21 protein-coding genes and 1 pseudogene are annotated in these 18,410 nt (G+C 68.2%); 18 read left to right on the top strand and 4 right to left on the bottom strand.

All coding sequences use genetic code 11. From position 1 onward, the window contains the following. The first annotated feature begins 26 nt into the window (after nucleotides 1-26). Entirely contained in the window at nucleotides 27-914 is an 888-nt protein-coding gene (gene dapA, locus Q0M60_RS12940; protein ID WP_296820205.1) for a 4-hydroxy-tetrahydrodipicolinate synthase, read from the top strand. Beyond that, entirely contained in the window at nucleotides 911-1,378 is a 468-nt protein-coding gene (gene smpB / locus Q0M60_RS12935) for an SsrA-binding protein SmpB (RefSeq protein ID WP_296820202.1), read from the top strand. Before dapA ends, smpB begins: the two co-directional genes overlap by 4 nt. Here smpB and hemF read toward each other — a convergent pair. Next, complete coding sequence (gene hemF, locus Q0M60_RS12930; protein WP_296820199.1) at nucleotides 1,375-2,265, bottom strand: oxygen-dependent coproporphyrinogen oxidase; 891 nt, start codon at nucleotides 2,263-2,265, stop codon at nucleotides 1,375-1,377. The two genes, smpB and hemF, sit on opposite strands and share 4 nt — an antisense overlap. 248 nt (nucleotides 2,266-2,513) lie before the next feature. On the opposite strand from hemF, the gene Q0M60_RS12925 reads away from it, so the two are divergent. The 6 genes from Q0M60_RS12925 (at nucleotide 2,514) to Q0M60_RS12900 (ending at nucleotide 8,049) form a co-directional block, all read left to right on the top strand. Further along, a complete protein-coding gene (locus Q0M60_RS12925; protein ID WP_296820197.1) occupies nucleotides 2,514-3,818 on the top strand; it encodes a dipeptidase in 1,305 nt (434 codons plus the stop codon). Nucleotides 3,819-3,957: 139 nt separating this feature from the next. Further along, a complete protein-coding gene (petA, locus tag Q0M60_RS12920; protein WP_296820269.1) occupies nucleotides 3,958-4,518 on the top strand; it encodes a ubiquinol-cytochrome c reductase iron-sulfur subunit in 561 nt (186 codons plus the stop codon). A 7-nt stretch (nucleotides 4,519-4,525) separates the two neighbouring features. Next, nucleotides 4,526-5,830 carry a cytochrome b/b6 gene (locus Q0M60_RS12915; protein ID WP_296820195.1) on the top strand — a complete coding sequence of 435 codons (1,305 nt, stop codon included), beginning with the start codon at nucleotides 4,526-4,528 and terminating at the stop codon, nucleotides 5,828-5,830. 63 nt (nucleotides 5,831-5,893) lie between these two features. Further along, nucleotides 5,894-6,697, top strand: a complete 804-nt coding sequence (locus tag Q0M60_RS12910) for a cytochrome c1 (RefSeq protein WP_296820268.1) — start codon at nucleotides 5,894-5,896, stop codon at nucleotides 6,695-6,697. Nucleotides 6,698-6,734: 37 nt separating this feature from the next. Further along, nucleotides 6,735-7,382 carry an FkbM family methyltransferase gene (locus Q0M60_RS12905; protein WP_296820192.1) on the top strand — a complete coding sequence of 216 codons (648 nt, stop codon included), beginning with the start codon at nucleotides 6,735-6,737 and terminating at the stop codon, nucleotides 7,380-7,382. Nucleotides 7,383-7,473: 91 nt separating this feature from the next. Then, the gene (locus Q0M60_RS12900) at nucleotides 7,474-8,049 is read left to right on the top strand and encodes a DUF1579 domain-containing protein (protein WP_296820190.1); all 576 of its coding nucleotides are present in this window, start codon (nucleotides 7,474-7,476) and stop codon (nucleotides 8,047-8,049) included. Here the strand turns inward: Q0M60_RS12900 and Q0M60_RS12895 are convergent, their stop codons facing one another. Beyond that, a complete protein-coding gene (locus Q0M60_RS12895) occupies nucleotides 8,050-9,339 on the bottom strand; it encodes an NAD(P)/FAD-dependent oxidoreductase (protein WP_296820188.1) in 1,290 nt (429 codons plus the stop codon). Between the two features lie 147 nt (nucleotides 9,340-9,486). Between Q0M60_RS12895 and Q0M60_RS12890 the strand changes: the two genes are divergently transcribed. After that, nucleotides 9,487-10,806 (top strand): hemolysin family protein, encoded by a 1,320-nt coding sequence (locus tag Q0M60_RS12890; RefSeq protein ID WP_296820186.1) that lies wholly within the window; start codon nucleotides 9,487-9,489, stop codon nucleotides 10,804-10,806. On the opposite strand, the gene Q0M60_RS12885 is transcribed toward Q0M60_RS12890, so the two are convergent. Beyond that, entirely contained in the window at nucleotides 10,803-11,681 is an 879-nt protein-coding gene (locus Q0M60_RS12885; RefSeq protein WP_296820184.1) for a TSUP family transporter, read from the bottom strand. The genes Q0M60_RS12890 and Q0M60_RS12885 overlap by 4 nt on opposite strands. Nucleotides 11,682-11,749: 68 nt before the next feature. Here Q0M60_RS12885 and tpiA point away from each other — a divergent pair, with 68 nt between their 5' ends. From tpiA to Q0M60_RS12845, 8 genes and pseudogenes are all read left to right on the top strand, one after another. Beyond that, nucleotides 11,750-12,496 carry a triose-phosphate isomerase gene (gene tpiA, locus Q0M60_RS12880; RefSeq protein ID WP_296820182.1) on the top strand — a complete coding sequence of 249 codons (747 nt, stop codon included), beginning with the start codon at nucleotides 11,750-11,752 and terminating at the stop codon, nucleotides 12,494-12,496. A 14-nt stretch (nucleotides 12,497-12,510) separates the two neighbouring features. Next, nucleotides 12,511-12,741 (top strand): annotated as a pseudogene (locus tag Q0M60_RS12875) (YkvA family protein); the annotation flags it as partial. 194 nt (nucleotides 12,742-12,935) lie between these two features. Next, on the top strand, nucleotides 12,936-13,346 hold the full coding sequence (gene secG / locus Q0M60_RS12870; protein WP_296820181.1) for a preprotein translocase subunit SecG: 411 nt from the start codon (nucleotides 12,936-12,938) through the stop codon (nucleotides 13,344-13,346). Between the two features lie 128 nt (nucleotides 13,347-13,474). Beyond that, nucleotides 13,475-15,139, top strand: coding sequence for a CTP synthase (locus tag Q0M60_RS12865; RefSeq protein ID WP_296820179.1), 1,665 nt, complete (start codon nucleotides 13,475-13,477; stop codon nucleotides 15,137-15,139). Next, nucleotides 15,136-15,678 carry a GNAT family N-acetyltransferase gene (locus tag Q0M60_RS12860; RefSeq protein WP_296820177.1) on the top strand — a complete coding sequence of 181 codons (543 nt, stop codon included), beginning with the start codon at nucleotides 15,136-15,138 and terminating at the stop codon, nucleotides 15,676-15,678. The genes Q0M60_RS12865 and Q0M60_RS12860 overlap by 4 nt, the downstream gene beginning before the upstream one ends. 108 nt (nucleotides 15,679-15,786) lie before the next feature. Then, nucleotides 15,787-15,969 carry a 50S ribosomal protein L32 gene (gene rpmF, locus Q0M60_RS12855; RefSeq protein WP_296820175.1) on the top strand — a complete coding sequence of 61 codons (183 nt, stop codon included), beginning with the start codon at nucleotides 15,787-15,789 and terminating at the stop codon, nucleotides 15,967-15,969. A gap of 78 nt (nucleotides 15,970-16,047) precedes the next feature. Beyond that, nucleotides 16,048-16,338, top strand: coding sequence for a hypothetical protein (locus Q0M60_RS12850; protein ID WP_296820173.1), 291 nt, complete (start codon nucleotides 16,048-16,050; stop codon nucleotides 16,336-16,338). Continuing rightward, nucleotides 16,335-16,652, top strand: a complete 318-nt coding sequence (locus Q0M60_RS12845) for a hypothetical protein (RefSeq protein ID WP_296820171.1) — start codon at nucleotides 16,335-16,337, stop codon at nucleotides 16,650-16,652. The genes Q0M60_RS12850 and Q0M60_RS12845 overlap by 4 nt, the downstream gene beginning before the upstream one ends. Nucleotide 16,653: 1 nt before the next feature. Here Q0M60_RS12845 and Q0M60_RS12840 read toward each other — a convergent pair whose 3' ends face one another. Beyond that, nucleotides 16,654-16,950: a hypothetical protein gene (locus tag Q0M60_RS12840; protein ID WP_296820169.1), complete on the bottom strand. Its 297-nt coding sequence runs from the start codon at nucleotides 16,948-16,950 to the stop codon at nucleotides 16,654-16,656. Nucleotides 16,951-17,061: 111 nt separating this feature from the next. On the opposite strand from Q0M60_RS12840, the gene eno reads away from it, so the two are divergent. Continuing rightward, nucleotides 17,062-18,339, top strand: coding sequence for a phosphopyruvate hydratase (gene eno / locus Q0M60_RS12835; protein WP_296820167.1), 1,278 nt, complete (start codon nucleotides 17,062-17,064; stop codon nucleotides 18,337-18,339). Nucleotides 18,340-18,410: the final 71 nt, after the last annotated feature.

Here is an 18,410-nt window from a genome sequence, read left to right as displayed (position 1 = left end):
CCCTCAACCGAGAAACCGGTCTGACCATGAACCGCCCCCTTTTCAAGGGCGTGATCACTGCCCTGATCACACCATTTCGTGACGGAAAAGTGGACGAGGCCGCGTTCCGGTTCCTGTTGGAGCGCCAGATCGAGGGCGGCGTCGATGGCGTGGTGCCCGTCGGGACCACGGGCGAGAGCGCGACCGTCAGCCTTGATGAGCACAAGCGGATCGTCGAACTGTGCGTCCAGGTCGCCGCCGGGCGCGTGCGGGTGATCGCGGGTGCGGGCGCCTCAGCGACCGACAAGGCCATCGATCTGGTCCGCCACGCCAAGACGGTCGGCGCGGACGGCGCGCTGGTGGTGACGCCCTATTACAACCGGCCCAGCCAGGACGGGCTCTACGCCCATTTCGTGGCCATCAACGACGCGGTGCAGCTACCGGTGCTGCTGTACAATGTGCCCGGCCGCACGGGCGTGGACCTCGCCGACGCCACGACGGCGCGGCTGGCTGAACTGCCCAATATCGTCGGCATCAAGGACGCCACCGGCGACATGGGCCGCATCAGCCGGATGCGGAACGACTGTCCCGAAGGCTTCGCCCTGATCTCGGGCGATGATCCCAGCTTCCTTGGTTACCTGGCGCACGGCGGGCATGGGGTGATCTCGGTGACCTCCAACGTCGCGCCCGCGGCCATGGCGCACCTCTACGCCGCCGCCGCCTCCGGAGACTGGGAGGCCGCGCGCGCCCAGCAGGACCGGCTCATCGATCTGCACAAGGCGCTGTTCCTCGACAGCTCGCCGTCCCCGACGAAGTACGTGCTTTCGAAGCTAGGCCATTGCGCCGAGGAACTGCGCCTGCCGCTCATCCCGTGCGGGGACGCCGTGAAGCCCCGGATCGACGCGGCGGTGAGCCTGGCCGGCGTCACGGCATGAACGACGCGCCGGCCCGCAAGCTGATCGCCGAGAACCGGCGCGCGCGCTTCGACTACTTTCTGGAGGAAAGCTTCGAGGCCGGGCTGGCTCTGACCGGAACCGAGGTGAAGTCCCTGCGCAGCGGACGGGCCAACATCGCCGAGAGCTACGCCGCGGTCGAAGGTCGCGAGCTCATGCTCGTCAACGCCGACATCCCGACCTACGGCCAGGCCAACCGCTTCAACCACGAGCCGCGCCGGCCGCGTAAGCTGCTGATGCGCCGCCGCCAGATCGACAAGCTGATCGGCGCGGTCCAGCGCGAAGGGCGGACTCTCGTGCCGGTGAAGCTCTATTTCAACGAGCGCGGCCTGGCCAAGCTCGAGGTGGCGCTCGCCAAGGGCAAGAAGGCCCACGACAAGCGCGAGGCCTCAGCCGAACGCGACTGGCAGCGCGACAAGGCCCGGCTGATGCGGGAGAAGGGCTAGGGCCACTTCACCTCGGGCGGCATGGAACTGAGGATCGACTCCACGTTGCCGCCCGTCTTCAGCCCGAACAGGGTGCCGCGGTCGTAGAGCAGGTTGAACTCGACGTACCGGCCGCGGCGGATCAGCTGCTCCTCGCGTTCCTCGGGCGTCCAGGGCTCGGCCATGCGGTCCCGCACGATCGAGACGTAGCTGTCGAGGAAGGCCAGGCCGACATCCCGCGTGAAGGCGAAGTCGCGCCCGAAATCGCCCGAGTCGTGGTGGTCGTAGAAGATGCCGCCGATGCCGCGCGGCTCGTTCCGGTGCGGCAGGAAGAAGTATTCGTCGCACCAGGCCTTGTAGCGGGCGTACCAGCCTTCGCCCGGGTCGTGGGCGTCGCAGACGGCCTTGTAGGCGGCGTGGAAGGCGAGGGCGTCCGGGTTCTCCTGGTTGCGCTGGACGTCGAGCACGGGGGTCAGGTCGCCGCCGCCGCCGAACCAGGACTTCGTCGTCGAGATCAGCCGCGTATTCATGTGCGCGGCCGGAACGCGCGGGCTACGCGGATGGATGATGACGCTGACGCCGGTGGCGAAGAAGCGGGGATCCTCCTCGGCGCCCGGCACCGATTTCGCGAACTCCGGCGTGAAGGTCCCGTGCACCGTCGAGACGTGGACGCCGGCCTTCTCGAAGAGGCGGCCGTGCAGCATGGAGGCGACGCCGCCGCCGCCCTCGGGACGTGTCCAGGGCTTGCGCTCGAAGCGGCCTGGTTCGCCGGGAAAGAGGTCGGCGGGGGCCTCGGCTTCCAGGGCCTCGAGCGCCTCGCACAGCCGGTCTCGGAAGGTCTCGAACCAGGCGCGGGCGATTTCCTGGCGTTCGGCGAGATCGAGGTCGAGGGAAGGAGCGGCGGTCATGAGCGGCTTCAATCACAGGCGGGCCGGGGCGTCACGTCCGGAACGTTGCGTACGAACTGCCGTGACGCTCGGCATGCCCGAAAAAACACTGTCCAAACCGTCCGAACAGTCCGGACAGGAGGCGCGGGGGAAGAACGGCCCGGTCGTCATGTTAGGCCCTCGGCGGGGGAGGGGGACGGGTGACGCCCGCAAACCCCTTTTCCCTTGCGCGGCAAGGCGGCTAGGGTGGTTCGAAACGGGAGTTCCTCATGCACCGCCTGCTGATGCTCGGGGCCGCGCTGGCCTGCCTTTCCACGCCCGCCCTGGCGCAGGACGAACAGCCCGACCGCCGTACGCCCGAGGAGGAGCGGGTCCGCGCGGTGCTGGCCGCCACGCCGTTGATTGACGGGCACAATGACCTGCCCTGGCAGGTGCGCGAGCGCTGGGCGGGCGACGCGACGCAGCTGGACCTGACCGCCGATCTGTCGCGGCTGGAGCCGCCGATGCACACGGACATCGCGCGTCTGCGGGCGGGCGGCGTCGGGGGGCAGTTCTGGTCGGTCTACGTCCCGGCGCAGCTGTCAGGCGGCGAGGCCACTGTCGCGGTGATGCAGCAGATCGATCTGGTGCGCGAACTGGCGCGCCGGCACCCGGACGTCTTCGAGCTGGCCTTCACCGCCGCCGACGTCGAGCGCATCCACGGAGAAGGGCGGATCGCCTCGCTGATCGGCATGGAGGGCGGTAACGGCATCGCCGAATCGCTGCCGGTGCTGCGGACCCTGTTCGAGGCCGGGGTCCGCTACATGACCCTGACTCATTCGCAGAATCTGCCCTGGGCGGACTCCGCGACCGATGAGCCCGAGCACGACGGCCTGACCCCCTTTGGCGTGGCGGTGGTGAGCGAGATGAACCGGCTGGGGATGCTGGTCGATCTCAGCCACGTTTCCGAGGCCAGCATGAATGATGCGCTGGATGCGACCCGGGCTCCGGTCATCTTCTCGCACTCGTCCGCGCGGGAGGTGGCTGACCATCCCCGCAACGTGCCGGACGCCGTCCTGCGCCGGCTGCCTGAGAACGGCGGAGTGGTCATGGTCACCTTCGTGCCAGGGTTCGTCTCGCCGGAGCTGCGCGCCTGGAGCCTGGCCCGCACGGCGGAGTTGGAGCGCAGTCGGCGCGAAACGGGAGGGCCCGACATGGATGTGGCGTCCGGAGCCCAGGAAGACGCCGACATCGCAGCCTGGGAGGCCGCCAACCCGCGCCCGGCCGCCACCCTGAGCCAGGTCGCCGATCACATTGAGCATGTGCGCGACGTCGCCGGGATCGACCACGTTGGTATCGGCGGCGACTTTGACGGCATCACCGATACGGTCGATGGCCTGAATGGGGTGGAAGATTATCCCGACCTGCTTGTCGAACTCGCCCGGCGCGGGTGGAGCGACGAGGACTTGGCCAAGCTGGCGGGCGGAAACGTGCTCCGCGTCATGCGTGAGGTGGAAGCCGTGGCGCGCGAACTTGCGGATGATCCGGCCCCCTACGGGACGCTCGGACAGCTGGACGGAGCGGGCGCAAGCTGAGGAAGCACCGGTTTCCGTCACTGACCGGTTGAAAAAGCCCCGGCCGCGCTCTAATCCCGGCGCACGCGCGGCCGGGGGGACCAGGCCGGGCGGCAATCTGTTTGCGGCGGAGAGGCTGTCTCCGCCGTCCATGACAAAGGTGAGCCCAGTGACCGATCAGGTCGTTCATGGCGACGGCGCCGACCACGGCGATGGCGATCCGAATCGCCGCGACTTCATCCACATCGCCGCGGGCGCCGCGGCGGTGGGCGCGGGGGTCTCGGTCCTCTGGCCGCTGATCAACCAGATGAACCCGGCCGCCGACACCGTCGCGCTGGCCTCCATCGAGTTCGACCTGACGAAGGTGTCCGAAGGCCAGCAGGTCGTCGTGCGCTGGCAAGGCAAGCCGGTGTTCGTGCGCTATCGCACCCCGGCCGAGATCGAGGCCGCCCGGGCGACTCCGCTGTCGGACCTCAAGGACCCTCAGACGGACGAAGAGCGCGTTATCGAGGGTCACGAGCAGTACCTGGTTCTGGTCGGCTCGTGCACGCACCTGGGCTGCGTGCCGACCTTCGGCACCGGCGACTACGGCGGCTGGTTCTGCCCCTGCCACGGCTCCCACTACGACACCTCCGGCCGTATCCGTAAGGGTCCGGCGCCGCTGAACCTGGCGGTTCCGGAATACGAATACCTGTCCGACACTCGCATCCGGATCGGCTGAGACAACGATGAGCGATCACGAATCGACCTACGTGCCGAAGACCGGCGTGGAGAAGTGGCTGGACGCGCGCCTGCCGATCGTCCGCTTCGGGGCCGACTACATGGCCCTGCCGACGCCGAAGAACCTGAACTACTGGTGGACATTCGGCGCCATCCTGACCGTCTGTCTGATGACGCAGATCGTCACCGGCATCGTTCTGGCCATGCACTATGTGCCGAACACCGAGCTGGCCTTCGCCTCGGTCGAGCGCATCATGCGCGACGTGCCGGGTGGCTGGCTGATGCGCTACGTGCACGCCAACGGCGCGTCGATGTTCTTCATCGCCGTCTACATCCACATGCTGCGGGGCCTGTACTACGGCTCGTACAAGCAGCCGCGTGAGATGATCTGGATTCTCGGCTGCATCATCTTCTTCCTGCTGATCGCGACCGCCTTCCTCGGCTACGTCCTGCCGTGGGGCCAGATGTCCTACTGGGGCGCCGAGGTGATCACCAACCTGATCGGCGCCATCCCGGTCCTGGGCGAGCCCATCCTGGTGTGGCTGCGCGGCGGCCCGGCGATCGACAATGCGACGCTGAACCGCTTCTTCTCGCTCCACTACCTGCTGCCGTTCGCCATCGCGGGCGTGGTGTTCCTGCACCTGTGGGCGCTGCACCACGCGGGCCAGAACAACCCGGTCGGCATCCTGATCCCCAAGGAGACGCGCTCGCGCGACACGGTGCCGTTCCATCCGTACTATACGGTCAAGGACGGGTTCGCGATCATCCTGTTCCTGATGATGTTCGCCGTGTTCGTCTTCTTCAATCCGAACGCGCTGGGCCACGCCGACAACTATATCCAGGCCAATCCGCTGCAGACGCCGGCGCATATCGTGCCCGAGTGGTACCTGCTGCCCTTCTACGCGATCCTGCGGGCCATCCCGGACAAGTTCGGGGGCGTGCTGGCCATGTTCGGCGCCATCGGCGTGCTGTTCATCCTGCCGTGGCTGGACACCTCGCGGGTGCGCTCGATGCGCTACCGCCCGACGATGCGGACCCTGTTCATCATCTTCGTGGTGGTGTGCCTGGGTCTTGGCTGGTGCGGAGCCCAGCTGCCGGACGCCCCGGTGATCCCGGGCATCGGCGGCGGCTTCCAGCTCTTCGACGGGATGATCAACAGCTACCTGTGGCTGACCCGCATCCTGACCGCCTACTACTTCATCTTCTTCGTCGTGCTGATGCCCTGGGTCGGCCTGAAGGAGACGCCTTCGCCGATCCCGGCGACCATTTCCGAGCCGGTCCTGCCCGGCGTCGAAGCCGAACAGAAGGGCTGACGCGCGATGTTCTCCACGCTTTCCAAGCGCATCGCGGCCGGTGTCGTGGCCGCCGCCGCCCTGATGGGCGCCGGAGCCGTTCAGGCCGAAGGCGGGGCGCTCCATCCGCGCAACGTCGACTACAGCTTCGAGGGACCGTTCGGGACCTTCGATCAGGGCCAGCTGCAACGCGGCTACCGGGTCTATGAGCAGGTCTGCGCGGCCTGCCACTCGATGAACCTGATGTCGTACCGGAACCTCGGCCAGGAGGGCGGACCCTTCTATTCCGAGGAACACCCGAACCCGAACGACAATCCCTATGTGAAGGCCATCGCCGCCCAGATCGAGGTCGGCGACCTCGACACCGAGACCGGCGAGCCGATCATGCGCGCGGCGACCCCGGCGGACCGGTTCCGCAGCCCGTTCCCGAATGCGACGGCCGCCGCCTTCGCCAACGGCGGCGCCGCGCCGCCGGACCTATCGGTGATCACCAAGGCCCGCCACGGCGGCGCCGAGTACGTCTATTCGCTCCTGACTGGCTATCGTGAGCCGCCGGCCGGCCTGCGCATCGGCGCCGGCCAGCACTACAACGCCTACATGGCCGGCGATCTAAGCCCGTTCTGGGACGGCGACAGCCACCATGTGCCGCCGGGCGGCTTCATCGCCATGGCGCCGCCGCTGATGGACGGCGCGGTCACCTACGACGATGGCACCGAGGCGACGGTCGACCAGATGGCCCAGGACGTCGCCGCCTTCCTGGCCTGGGCGTCAGATCCACATCAGGTGGAGCGCAAGAAAACCGGCCTGGTCGTGCTGATCTATCTGCTGGGCTTCGCGGTCCTGACCTGGTTCAGCTACCGCCGCATCTGGCGCAACGTCGCGCACTAGGCCGCGGTTTCGAAGGAGTTTACCCCGCATGCGAGACATGCCGCAGTTCATGGCGTTTCTCGCAGAGCGGGGCTTCGCCCCCAAGACGGTGATCGATGTCGGTGTGGCGTGGGGCACTCCGGAGATCTACGGGACGTTCCCGGACGCCTACTATGTTCTGGTCGAGCCCCTCGCCGAGATGGAGCCTACCCTTCAGAACATCCTCAAGCGGCTGAAGGGCGAGTATCACCTGTGCGCCGCTGGTTCGAAAAACACCGAAGCGGAACTGAGGGTGCCGCCGCAGGCGAAGGACGCCGCGAGTCTCATCTCGAACCCAAACTGGGGGGGCGGCGATCGCCGAACCATCCCTGTGCGCCGTCTCGATGATCTGGTCCAAGGACCGGTTGAGGGCCCTCTGTTCATCAAGACGGACTGCCAGGGCGCCGACATCGACGTCGTTCGGGGCGCGCCGAAGCTGCTCGAAATGGCCGATCTGGTCCTCATGGAGGTACAGATGTTCAAGGCCGCAGGTGTGTACGACGACAACCAGTTCACCCAGGTGATCCGCTGGATGGCTGATCGCGGCTTCGTCGTTTACGACATCGTCCACTACCTGACGCGACCGAGGGATGGCGCATTGGGGCAGGTGAACCTTGCGTTCGTCAAAGCAGACGGCTCCTTCCGCCAACATCACCTCTGGGCCTGAACGGCTCCGCCGACAGGCGATCCGCGCCCAACTTGACGACATGTGAACAAGCACTTTATAACGCAAAGCATAGCCGCAAGGGAGGGACCCCATGCGTATGCGTGCGATCGTGTTTTCGGCTGTCCTGGCGCTGAGCGCGCCCGGGCTGGCCATGGCCCAGGCGATGAACCCGGCCGGTTCCGACGAGCAGCGCCAACAGGTGGCCGACCTGTCGTTCCTGGACGGGGAATGGCGTGGAGAGGCGGTCATCTTCAACCGCGACGGCAGCCGAACAACATTGACCCAGACCGAGCGCGTCGGGCCGCTCCTCGGAGGCTCGATCCGGGTCGTCGAGGGCCGGGGCTATGACGCCGCCGGAGTGACGGTGTTCAACGCCATGGCGGTGATCTCGTGGGACGAGCGAGAGGACCGTTACCGCTTCCGCTCCTGGGCCAACGGTCACGACGGCGACTTCCGCTTCGAGCGCACTGACACCGGATTCGTCTGGGAGGTTCCGGCCGGACCGGGCGCAGTGGTGCGCTACACGGCGACGGTGCAGGACGGTGTCTGGCACGAGGTCGGCGCCTATATGCGCGAGGGCATGGAGCCCCGGCCGACCATCGAGATGACCCTGCGCCGCATCGGCGAGAGCGATTGGCCGGCCGGCGGGGCTGTGCCGAGCGAGTAGCTAGCTCAAGGCGGCGATCGCGGCGCGCGCGGCCGCTTCGCCGGACCTGTAGGCGCCGCCGCAGGTCTGGATCAGACCCCCCGCCAGGGCCTCGCCCGCGAAGAAGACCCGATCGGCCACAGGCTGCGCAAGGGCGGCGCGCGCCTCATATCGCCCGGGCCGCGCGGCCGCGTAGGCGCCGCGCGTCCACTCGTTGGAGCCCCATAGGGTGAGGCCCGAACGTCCGACCAGTCCGCGAGCATTGGAGCCGAACATCTGGACCAGTCCCTGGACCGCGAAATCGACCGCCGCCTCACGTCCTGCGCGAGTCAGGTCCCAACCCAAATCCCCGCCGACAAAGCCGACCATCAAATCGTAGCTGAACGGATGGCACAGGAAGTACAGATCCTGCTTGCCAGGCCGGGCCAGTATCAGGTCTGTGAACGGATCCAACCCCAGCGCGCCAAGGGGAACTTGCAGAGGGATCTTGGCGAGCATGCCCATCGGGAGGTCTTCGATGGCCTGGCGGGTGGCCACCGGCAGGTCGGGGGTGAAGCGGATGGCGCCCGACGACAGGACGCCGGTCGACGCCGTGACGATCACGGCGCTGGTCCGGATGGCTCCCTGGTCGGTTTCGACGACCGCGCCCGGTCCGTCGTACCGCACCGCCCGCACCGGCGTGGATAGCCGGATCGGCAGACCGCCCGAGCGGCGGCGCACGATGGAGCCGAAGCCCTCGGCACAGAGCAGGTTCGGCTCGAGGTCGTCCGCGTTGGCGTAGTCGAAGGTCGACAGGTCCTCCAGGTCCACCGCCATGTCGAGCGCCCCGAGGTAGTCGCCAGCAGCTTCCTCGACCGGATTGTCTATGCCGGCGACCGACAGGGCGTCGGTGTCCGATGTGGCCCCGACGATGGCCTCGGCGATCTCTTCCTCGGCCGTGTTCACCGCCGCCGCCTCACCCGGGCGGCCGCCGAACCAGACCCGCTCCAGGTCATACTCGTGGGGCTGTAGCGTGTAGCCCTGCGCCCGGGCGTAGCTGGTGTAGGGATTGTCGTCTGACTTGTGCAGCCAAGCGCAGCCGACGTCGAAGGGCGCGCCGAAGGTCGCGGTGTCGGTGAACGCGCGACCTCCGACCCGATCCATGGCCTCCAGCACCAGGACGCTTCGTCCGGCGGCCTGAAGGGCATGGGCCGCACCAATGCCTGCCGAACCCGCGCCCACCACCACGACATCGGGGTTTTCCGACGACGGCGCCGCGCAGGCCGTCGCCAGCCCCGCCGCGCCGAGCAGCGCCTGTCTGCGATTGAACATTGCAGGTCCCTCCCGGCGGCATTCCCCGCCCGTCGCGCGACTTCGTCAAGAGAGAGATGGCGCAACTACAATCCCATGGCGTCCGGCCCGGCGAGGCCCTAAGCTATCGCTGCGGCCTCGAGGCCGCGCCGGGTTCTTCCCCACTCGATGTTAGCCACCGCCATCGTCGTCGTTCTGCTCCTCATCGTGCTGAACGGCCTTCTGAGCATGACCGAACTGGCGGTCGTCTCGTCCCGCAAGTCCAAGCTCCAGTCCCGCGCCGAGCGGGGCGACAAGGGCGCGCGCCGCGCGCTGAGCCTTGCCGAGGAGCCGACGCACTTCCTGTCCGCCGTGCAGGTGGGGATCACCCTGATCGGCATTCTGGCCGGCGCCTACGGCCAGCAGGCCATCGCAGGCGAACTGACGACCATGCTAGGCGCCGTGTCTCCGGCTCTGGCCCCCTACGCCCACATCATCGCGACCGCCCTCGTGGTCGTGCTGATCACCTACTTCTCGCTCATCATCGGCGAGCTGGTGCCCAAGCGGCTGGCGCTGATTTTCCCCGAGGCGATCGCCGCCAAGATGGCCGGCCCGATCTCGCGCCTATCGATGATCATGCACCCCTTCGTGATCCTGCTGACCCTTTCGACGTCGGGCATCCTGAAGCTCTTCAACATCCGGGACCGCGACGGCTCGGACGTCACCCAGGAAGAGGTCGAGACGATGATCGCCGAGGGCACAGCCTCGGGCGCCATCGAACCGGAAGAGCAGGAGATGATCGAGGAGATCCTCACGCTCGGCGACCGACCCATCCGCGTGGCCATGACGCCGCGTCACGAGGTCTTCTGGATCGCGCTGGACGACCCTGAGGAGGTGCTGCGCCAGGAAGTCCGCAACTGTCCCTACTCGCGGATCGTCGTGGCCAAGGAGAACGACGTCGATAACCCCATCGGCGTGGTCCACAAGAAGGACATGCTCGACAGCTTCCTCGACAACGGGGAGTTCAATGTCGAGCGCTATGTCCAGGTCCCCGCCTTCATTCCGCAGTCGACCTCGGTGCTGAAGGCGCTGGAAATCCTAAAGGCCTCCAAGATCCACATGGCCTTCATCGTCGACGAGTACGGCGCCTTCGAAGGCGTGGTCACTGCGACCGATCTGCTGGAGATGATCGCCGGCGATTTCGACGAGGAACACGACGAGCCGGACGTCCGCATCATCCAGCGCGAGGACGGGTCGTGGCTGGTCGACGGACAGACCGACCTCGACGAACTGGCCGACACCTTGGGCGAGGACTTCGGAGAGCCCGAGGGCTTTCACACGGTCGCAGGCCTGATCCTGCATGAGCTGTCGCGTATCCCGGAGGAGGGCGAGCGGCTGCAGGTCGGGCGCTTCGAGGTCGAGGTCGTCGACATGGACGACCGCCGCATCGACAAGCTGATCTTCCATCAGGTGCTCAAGGCCGCCGAGGCGGAACCGGCTGAGGCCTAGGTCTCGGCGTCCTCGGCCTGGCTGGGACGAATAGCTGCGAGCAGCAGCAGGACCGCCGCGTAGAGCGCCACCGCCACCACGCCCCAGCGCAGCATCTCGACGGGCAGCTCCTTGACCACGAAGGCTGCGATCAGCACCGCGGGGACGCCGCCCAGAGCCAGTCCCAGGACCAGCCGAAGGTCGATGCGCTCGCTGCGCACGAAGCGGAAGGCGCCGACCGGCATGAGGAAGGCGCAGGCGGACGCCATCACCGGAAAGGCGAGGCGTGGATCCAGGCCCATCAGGCTAAGCAGGATCAACGACGGCGCGTACAGGCCGATGCCGAAAGTCATCAGGGCCCCGAGGACGAAGTGGGCCGCGATGGCCAGCCACAGCGCGGGGCCTTCGAGACCAGAGGCCGAGCCTCCCACGGGCATCAGGTCCAGATTGGCCGCCGCGTAGAGACAAGCCGCAATGACGAGCGCCAGGCCGATCATGCCCTGGACCAGACGGACCGGAGCCTTGAGCACCAGCGGCGCGCCGACCGCGGCGCCCAGCACCGCCGCTCCGACGCAGGACGCTAGCAGCACCGGGTCCACACTGACGCCCAGCAGCACGAGGAAGATGCCCGACTGCGCCATCGCCGGCAGGGCGTGGCCGGAATTCAGCGTCGCCGGGATGTAGCTGTCAGGCGTCAGTCGCCGCAGCTTGATCCACGCCGTCGTGGGCGCGAAGGAACCGATGCCTAGCGTGTCAAAGAAGTTGGTGATCGCACCCAGGCCTATCCCTTCGAGCGAAGGACGCCCGGCGCCCTTCGCGGCGGCCGTGCGCCAGAGCAGGATCGCGTAGGCCAGCGCCAACAGCCCCAGCGCGCCCAGCAGGATCGTCACCACCATCGCCCGCTCCCCCGAACCGCGTAGCGGAAGCCTATACGCATGGGGCTGTGTCCGGCTAGAGAGCGCGCATGACCCAAGCTCGACTGATCGCCGGTAACTGGAAGATGAACGGGACAGGCGCCGACCTGTCCGAGGCCCAGGCCCTGATGCAGGCGCTGGCGGACCAGCCCGCAGCCACCCGCGTGGCCCTGTGCCCGCCCGCCACCCTGATCGCGCGCATGGCCTGGTTCCTGCGCGAGGGGACGGTGGAGGTCGGCGGACAGGACTGCCGCGCCGAGGTGTCCGGCGCCTTCACCGGCGACGTGTCGGCCGAGATGCTCGCCGACGCGGGCGCCAAGCTCGTGATTCTCGGCCACTCCGAGCGCCGCGCCGGCCACGGCGAGACGGACGCCCTGGTCGCTTCCAAGGCCGAGGCCGCGCTTCGGGCCGGTCTGGAACCGATCATCTGCGTGGGCGAGACCCTGCAGGAACGCGAGGCCGGACGCGCCGTCGAGGTCGTGCGTGGCCAGGTCATGGGCTCGCTGCCCGCGTCGCTGGGCGGCACGGGCTTCGCCGTGGCCTATGAACCTGTCTGGGCCATCGGCACCGGCCTCACGCCTACCCTGGAGCAGATCGAGGAGGTCCACGCCGCGGTGCGCGCGGCTATGGTCGAGCGCCTGGGTGAGGGCGGCCGAACGGCGCCGATCCTGTACGGCGGCTCGGTCAAGCCCGTCAACGCCGCGGAAATTCTGGCCGTGTCCGAAGTCGGAGGAGCGCTGGTCGGCGGCGCGTCGCTCAAGGCCGCCGATTTCCTCGGGATCATCCGGGCGGCCTGATGCTGGCCGCGCTGAAGCGCTGGGCGTCCCGGATCGTCCGGGACGTGACCGCGCTCTGGTTGGCGGCGCGGGACCGGCGGACCCCATTGGGCGCCAAACTCATGGCGGCGCTGACAGCGGCCTACGCCCTCAGCCCGGTCGATCTGATCCCGGACTTCATCCCGGTGCTTGGCTATGTCGATGACCTGATCCTCGTGCCTCTGGGTGTCTGGCTGGCCGTCCGGCTGATCCCCTCCGAACTCATGGACGAGCTTCGCGAACGGGCGGACAGGATCGAGCCTCCGCGCAGTCGCCTCGGACTCCTGCTCGTAGCGGTGGTCTGGATGACACTCGCGCTCGCGGTCGCCCTCTGGGTCCTGCGACCCACTGGCGTCTGAGCCGGAGCGGTGCTAGACGCGCCGGCTTGAACGGCGCGGCCCTGCGCCCGATGTAAGACGCCATGCTCCAGACCATTCTCCTCGTCGTCATGATCCTGATCTCGATCGGCCTGATCGGCGTGGTGCTGCTGCAGCGCTCCGAGGGTGGAGCCCTTGGCATGGGCGGCGGCCCGACCGGTTTCATGACCGCGCGCGGCGCCGGTAATCTGCTGACCACCCTGACTTGGTGGCTGGGCGGCGCGTTCGCGGCCTGCGCCATCGCCCTGACGATCATCGGCAACTTCAACCAGCGCACGGGTTCGTCGTTCGACGCCGAGGACATCGGCCGTTCGGTCGGCGCTGAGCCGGGCGCGGCGGCTCCCACGGAACCCCAGGCCCCGGCGACCCCGCCGGCGCAGGGCGACAGCCTGTCGCTCGACAACCTGCCGGTCGGCGGCGGCGAAGCCGCTTCGTCCGAGACGCCCGCGCAATGACCCCGGGGCGGCTCTCCCGCCGCCCCTCCCGCCAGCAGAGCCTCCTCCGCCTCCCGGCCGCGCCGGGAGAGGCGGAAGCATTTCAAGCCGGCTTCGGCCGGGCCGAATCGAAGGTAAGCTAGCCGCCCATGGCCCGGACAAAGACTCGGTACGTCTTCATCACCGGTGGCGTGGTCTCCTCGCTCGGCAAGGGATTGGCCTCGGCGGCGCTCGGCGCCCTCTTGCAGGCGCGCGGCTACACCGTGCGCCTGCGCAAGCTCGACCCCTATCTAAACGTCGATCCGGGCACGATGAGCCCGTATCAGCACGGCGAGGTCTTCGTAACCGACGACGGGGCCGAGACAGACCTCGACCTCGGCCACTACGAGCGTTTCACCGGCGTCTCGGCGGCCAGGTCGGACAACATCACCACCGGCCGGATCTATTCGACCATCCTCGAGAAGGAACGGCGCGGCGACTACCTGGGCGCGACGGTCCAGGTCATTCCGCACGTCACCAACGAGATCAAGGAGTTCGTCCTGCGCCCCGCGGTCGACGAGGCGACGGGCGAGGAGGCCGACTTCGTCCTCGTCGAGATCGGCGGCACCGTCGGCGACATCGAGGGCCTGCCGTTCTTCGAAGCCATCCGCCAGCTTGGCCAGGAGTTGCCCCGGGGCCAGAGCTGCTTCGTGCATCTGACGCTGCTGCCGTTCATCCAGACGGCCGGCGAGATGAAGACCAAGCCGACCCAGCACTCAGTCAAGGAGCTGCGCTCCATCGGCATCCAGCCGGACGTGCTGCTGTGCCGCTGCGAGCAGCCGATCCCCGAGGACGAGAAGCGCAAGATCGGCCTGTTCTGCAACGTGCGGCAGAGCGCGGTCATCCAGGCGATGGACTCCGCCGACATCTACGCCGTGCCGCTCGACTATCACCGCGAGGGACTGGACCGGGAGGTGCTGTCGGTCTTCGGCCTGAACGATGCGCCGGCGCCCGACCTGTCGCGCTGGGAGGAGATCTCGAGCCGCCGCCTGAACCCGGACGGCGAGGTCACCGTCGCGGTGGTCGGCAAGTACACGGTGCTCAAGGACGCCTACAAATCCCTGATCGAGGCCCTGAACCACGGCGGCGTGGCCAACCGGGTCAAGGTCAACATCGACTGGGTCGAGTCCGAGACCTTCGAGGGCGACGCCTCGGAGTGCGCCGCACGGCTCGAGGGCGCGCATGCGGTGCTGGTCCCGGGTGGCTTCGGCGAACGTGGGGCGGAGGGCAAGATCTGCGCCGCCCGTTTCGCGCGCGAGCGGCGCATCCCGTACTTCGGCATCTGCTTCGGCATGCAGATGGCGGTGATCGAGGCGGCGCGCAGCCTGGCGGGGCTGGACGAGGCTTCATCCACCGAGTTCGGCGAGACGTCCACGCCGGTCGTCGGCCTGATGACCGAGTGGGTGCAGGGCAACCAGCGGGTCCAGCGCACCGCCGGCGGCGACCTCGGCGGCACCATGCGTCTGGGCGCCTATGACGCCACGCTCAAGGCCGGCTCGCGCATCGCCGAGATCTACGGATCCGAGACCATCTCTGAGCGGCACCGCCACCGCTATGAGGTCAACATCAACTACCGCGACGCCATCGAGGCGACCGGCATGGTCTTCGCCGGCCTGTCGCCGGATGGGGTCCTGCCTGAGACCGTGGAGATCCCGGACCACCCCTGGTTCATCGGGGTGCAGTACCACCCGGAACTCAAGAGCCGCCCGTTTGCGCCCCACCCGCTGTTCGCCAGCTTCATCGGCGCGGCCGTCGAGCAGAGCCGCCTGGTTTGAGCGAGCTGTCGATCCGCGACGCCGGGCTCAACGACATCCCGGCGCTCCACGCCCTCATCGAAGGCGCCTATCGCGGCGAAGGCTCACGGCGCGGCTGGACGACCGAGGCCGACCTGCTGGGCGGCCAGCGCACCGACCCGGAAGCGCTGGCGGCGATCCTCGTCGATCCGAAGCAGGCCATCCTCATGGCCGAGCGCGACGGCGCGCTCGTCGGCTGTGTCCTGATCGCTGATCGGGGAGGAGACACCGGCTATCTCGGCATGCTGTCGGTCGATCCCGAGCTGCAGTCTGGCGGCATCGGCCGGGCGCTGGTCCGCGCCGCCGAACGCGAGGTGCAGGCGCGCTGGGGCGCGCGCCGGCTGGAGATGCAGGTCTTCTGGCAGCGCGACAGTCTGATCGCCTGGTACGCCCGCCAGGGGTACGAGCCCACGGGCGAGACCTGCCCCTTTCCGATGCACGACCCGCGCCTGGGCGTTCCGCTCAGGAACGACCTCTGGTTCGTCGTCCTCGCCCGCGAGCTTGCCTCAAGCCCCGCTTGAAATGGAGTGGAGGTTCGGGCATAAGCCCCCGCTCACGGGGCGGCCTTCACGGCCGCCGCTTCCATTTTCGCGCCCGGTTCGGCGCACTCAGACCAAGAAGAGACGGACATGGCCGTTCCGAAGCGCAAAACCTCGCCGTCGCGGCGCAACATGCGTCGCTCGCACGACGCCCTGGGCACGAATGCCTACGTCGAGGACAAGGACACCGGGGAGCTGCGCCGCCCGCACCACATCGACCTGAAGTCCGGCATGTACAAGGGCCGCCAGGTGCTGGAGCAGAAGGAAGACTAAGTCTTCTTCGCCAAACTGGATTAGCCTGACGGCGCGCCGGACCCCGGCGCGCCGTTTTGCATGTCCGGAGCCTGTCCGATGCGTCTGACCCTCGCCGCGCTCGTGCTCATCGGGTTTGCGGCCTGCGAGCCAGCAACCGAGGCGCCCCCGCCGTCCGAATCACCGGCCCAGCCGTCGGACCCCGCGACACTGAGCCCTGCTGTAGCGTCCCTGACGCCAGAGGGCTGGGGCCCTTTGCGCATCGGCATGACCCTGGCGGAGGTCGAAGCCGCCATGGGGCCGGATTCCGATCCCGACGCGGTCGGCGCCCGGATCCGGAAAGCTGCGACCAGTTCCGCCCCGAGCGCGCGCCCGAAGGACTGCTGGTGATGGTCGAGGACGGGGTGCTGACGCGGATCAGCGTCTTTGAGCCCGCCGGCCTGACGACAGACCGGGGCTTCGGCGTCGGAGCGTCCGCCGTCGAGATCAAGGCCGCCTATGGGGACGCGCTCCAGACAGAGCCGCATCACTACGTCGGCCTGCCGGCCGAGTACCTGACGGCCTGGGTCGGCGGTCCGCCCGCCGACCCCTACGTGCAGGACCCGGCCGCCCGGGGAGTCCGCTACGAGACCAACGCCGAGGGCGTGGTCGAGCAAATCCACTTGGGCGGACCCAGCATCCAGTACGTCGAGGGCTGTCTCTGACCTACTCCGTGGTCGTAGAAGACTCTCCAGTCCTCGTCTCGCCGGTCTGACCCGGCATGGTCTGGACGTCGCCCGTGCCGCCCGCGGCCGGATCGGTCGGAACCGTGGCGCTGCCCGCGCCCGCGGCGGCGCGCGCCGCCAGGTCCTCGAGTTCGTCGTCCGAGACGATCTCTTCGGGAAGCTCCGTGGTCACCTCGGCTTCGGCGACCTCGCCCTCGACCTCGGCCGAGCGCTCGTTGCTGCAGGCGGCCATCGACAGGGCGCCGAGGGCGACGATGGGCAGGATGATGGTTCGCATGAGGTCCTCCTCGCGGCGGCCGGAGTGTCCGGCCTAAAGGAGTCCAACCCCTGCATTGCCCGGACGTTCCCCGTGGGCTATCGCGGCCCCGCGCAAAACGAAGGGCCCGCCATGACCGACATCGCCGACATCACCGCCCGCGAGATTCTAGACAGCCGGGGCAACCCGACCGTCGAGGTGGACGTCACGCTGGAGGACGGCGCGTTTGGCCGCGCCGCGGTGCCCTCGGGCGCCTCGACCGGCGCCCACGAGGCGGTCGAAAAGCGCGACGGCGACAAGGGCCGCTATCTCGGCAAGGGCGTGTCCCAGGCCGTGGATGCCGTGAACGGCGAGATCTTCGACGCCCTGTGCGGCATGGACGCCGAGGACCAGCGCCGCATCGACGAGGCCCTGATCGGGCTGGACGGGACGGACAACAAGAGCCGCCTGGGCGCCAACGCCATCCTCGGCGTGTCCCTGGCCTGCGCCAAGGCGAGCGCCATCTCCTCGGGCCTGCCGCTGCACCGCTACGTCGGGGGCGTCTCGGCCCGGGTCTTGCCGGTGCCGATGATGAACATCATCAACGGCGGCGCCCACGCCGACAATCCGATCGACATCCAGGAGTTCATGATCCTGCCGACCGGTGCGGACACCTTCTCCGAAGGCCTGCGCATGGGTGCGGAGATCTTCCACGGCCTGAAGAAGGCCCTGAAGGACGCCGGCCACAACACCAACGTCGGCGACGAGGGCGGCTTCGCGCCGAACCTGGCCTCGGCCGAGGACGCCCTGGCTTTCATCGTCAAGGCGGGCGAGGCCGCGGGCTACAAGGCCGGCGAGGACTTCCAGCTCGGCCTCGACGTCGCCTCGACCGAGTTCTTCAAGGACGGCCGCTATGTCCTGGAAGGCGAGGGCAAGACGCTCGACCAGCAGGGCATGGTCGACTACCTCGCCGCGCTCTGCGACCGGTTCCCGATCGTCTCGATCGAGGACGGCTGTTCGGAAGACGACTTCGACGGCTGGCGTCTGCTGACCGAGCGGCTGGGCGACAAGCTGCAACTGGTCGGCGACGACCTGTTCGTGACCAATCCGGCGCGCCTGCTGGCGGGCATCGGCGAGGGGCTGGCCAACTCGATCCTCATCAAGGTCAACCAGATCGGCACCCTGTCCGAGACGCTCGACGCCGTCGATCTGGCGCACCGCTCCGGTTACACGGCGGTGATGAGCCACCGCTCGGGCGAGACCGAGGACTCGACCATCGCCGACCTGGCGGTCGCCACCAACTGCGGTCAGATCAAGACGGGCTCGCTGGCCCGCTCGGACCGGCTGGCCAAGTACAACCAGCTCCTGCGCATCGAGGAGATGCTCGGCGACCTGGCCGTGTACGCCGGGGAGAGCGTGCTGCGGGAGTAGGGCGCGGGCGAAATCCACGCTTCCTTAAGGGCTTGGACGGCACGCTTAACGAGTCGTGACCACGCACCCTT

Origin of the sequence: Brevundimonas sp., assembly GCF_024711105.1 — a bacterium.
Taxonomy (GTDB): Bacteria; Pseudomonadota; Alphaproteobacteria; order Caulobacterales; family Caulobacteraceae; genus Brevundimonas.
Note: the sequence above shows the minus strand (reverse complement) of the source record. Positions and strands in the feature narration are given on the sequence as shown.

Coding starts and splice junctions, on each gene's coding strand:
- dapA (WP_296820205.1), top strand. CDS start 27: ATGAACCGCCCCCTTTTCAAGGGCGTGATCACTGCCCTGATCACACCA.
- smpB (WP_296820202.1), top strand. CDS start 911: ATGAACGACGCGCCGGCCCGCAAGCTGATCGCCGAGAACCGGCGCGCG.
- hemF (WP_296820199.1), bottom strand. CDS start 2,265: ATGACCGCCGCTCCTTCCCTCGACCTCGATCTCGCCGAACGCCAGGAA.
- Q0M60_RS12925 (WP_296820197.1), top strand. CDS start 2,514: ATGCACCGCCTGCTGATGCTCGGGGCCGCGCTGGCCTGCCTTTCCACG.
- Q0M60_RS12915 (WP_296820195.1), top strand. CDS start 4,526: ATGAGCGATCACGAATCGACCTACGTGCCGAAGACCGGCGTGGAGAAG.
- Q0M60_RS12910 (WP_296820268.1), top strand. CDS start 5,894: ATGGGCGCCGGAGCCGTTCAGGCCGAAGGCGGGGCGCTCCATCCGCGC.
- Q0M60_RS12905 (WP_296820192.1), top strand. CDS start 6,735: ATGCCGCAGTTCATGGCGTTTCTCGCAGAGCGGGGCTTCGCCCCCAAG.
- Q0M60_RS12900 (WP_296820190.1), top strand. CDS start 7,474: ATGCGTATGCGTGCGATCGTGTTTTCGGCTGTCCTGGCGCTGAGCGCG.
- Q0M60_RS12895 (WP_296820188.1), bottom strand. CDS start 9,339: ATGTTCAATCGCAGACAGGCGCTGCTCGGCGCGGCGGGGCTGGCGACG.
- Q0M60_RS12890 (WP_296820186.1), top strand. CDS start 9,487: ATGTTAGCCACCGCCATCGTCGTCGTTCTGCTCCTCATCGTGCTGAAC.
- Q0M60_RS12885 (WP_296820184.1), bottom strand. CDS start 11,681: ATGGTGGTGACGATCCTGCTGGGCGCGCTGGGGCTGTTGGCGCTGGCC.
- tpiA (WP_296820182.1), top strand. CDS start 11,750: ATGACCCAAGCTCGACTGATCGCCGGTAACTGGAAGATGAACGGGACA.
- secG (WP_296820181.1), top strand. CDS start 12,936: ATGCTCCAGACCATTCTCCTCGTCGTCATGATCCTGATCTCGATCGGC.
- Q0M60_RS12865 (WP_296820179.1), top strand. CDS start 13,475: ATGGCCCGGACAAAGACTCGGTACGTCTTCATCACCGGTGGCGTGGTC.
- rpmF (WP_296820175.1), top strand. CDS start 15,787: ATGGCCGTTCCGAAGCGCAAAACCTCGCCGTCGCGGCGCAACATGCGT.
- Q0M60_RS12850 (WP_296820173.1), top strand. CDS start 16,048: ATGCGTCTGACCCTCGCCGCGCTCGTGCTCATCGGGTTTGCGGCCTGC.
- Q0M60_RS12840 (WP_296820169.1), bottom strand. CDS start 16,950: ATGCGAACCATCATCCTGCCCATCGTCGCCCTCGGCGCCCTGTCGATG.
- eno (WP_296820167.1), top strand. CDS start 17,062: ATGACCGACATCGCCGACATCACCGCCCGCGAGATTCTAGACAGCCGG.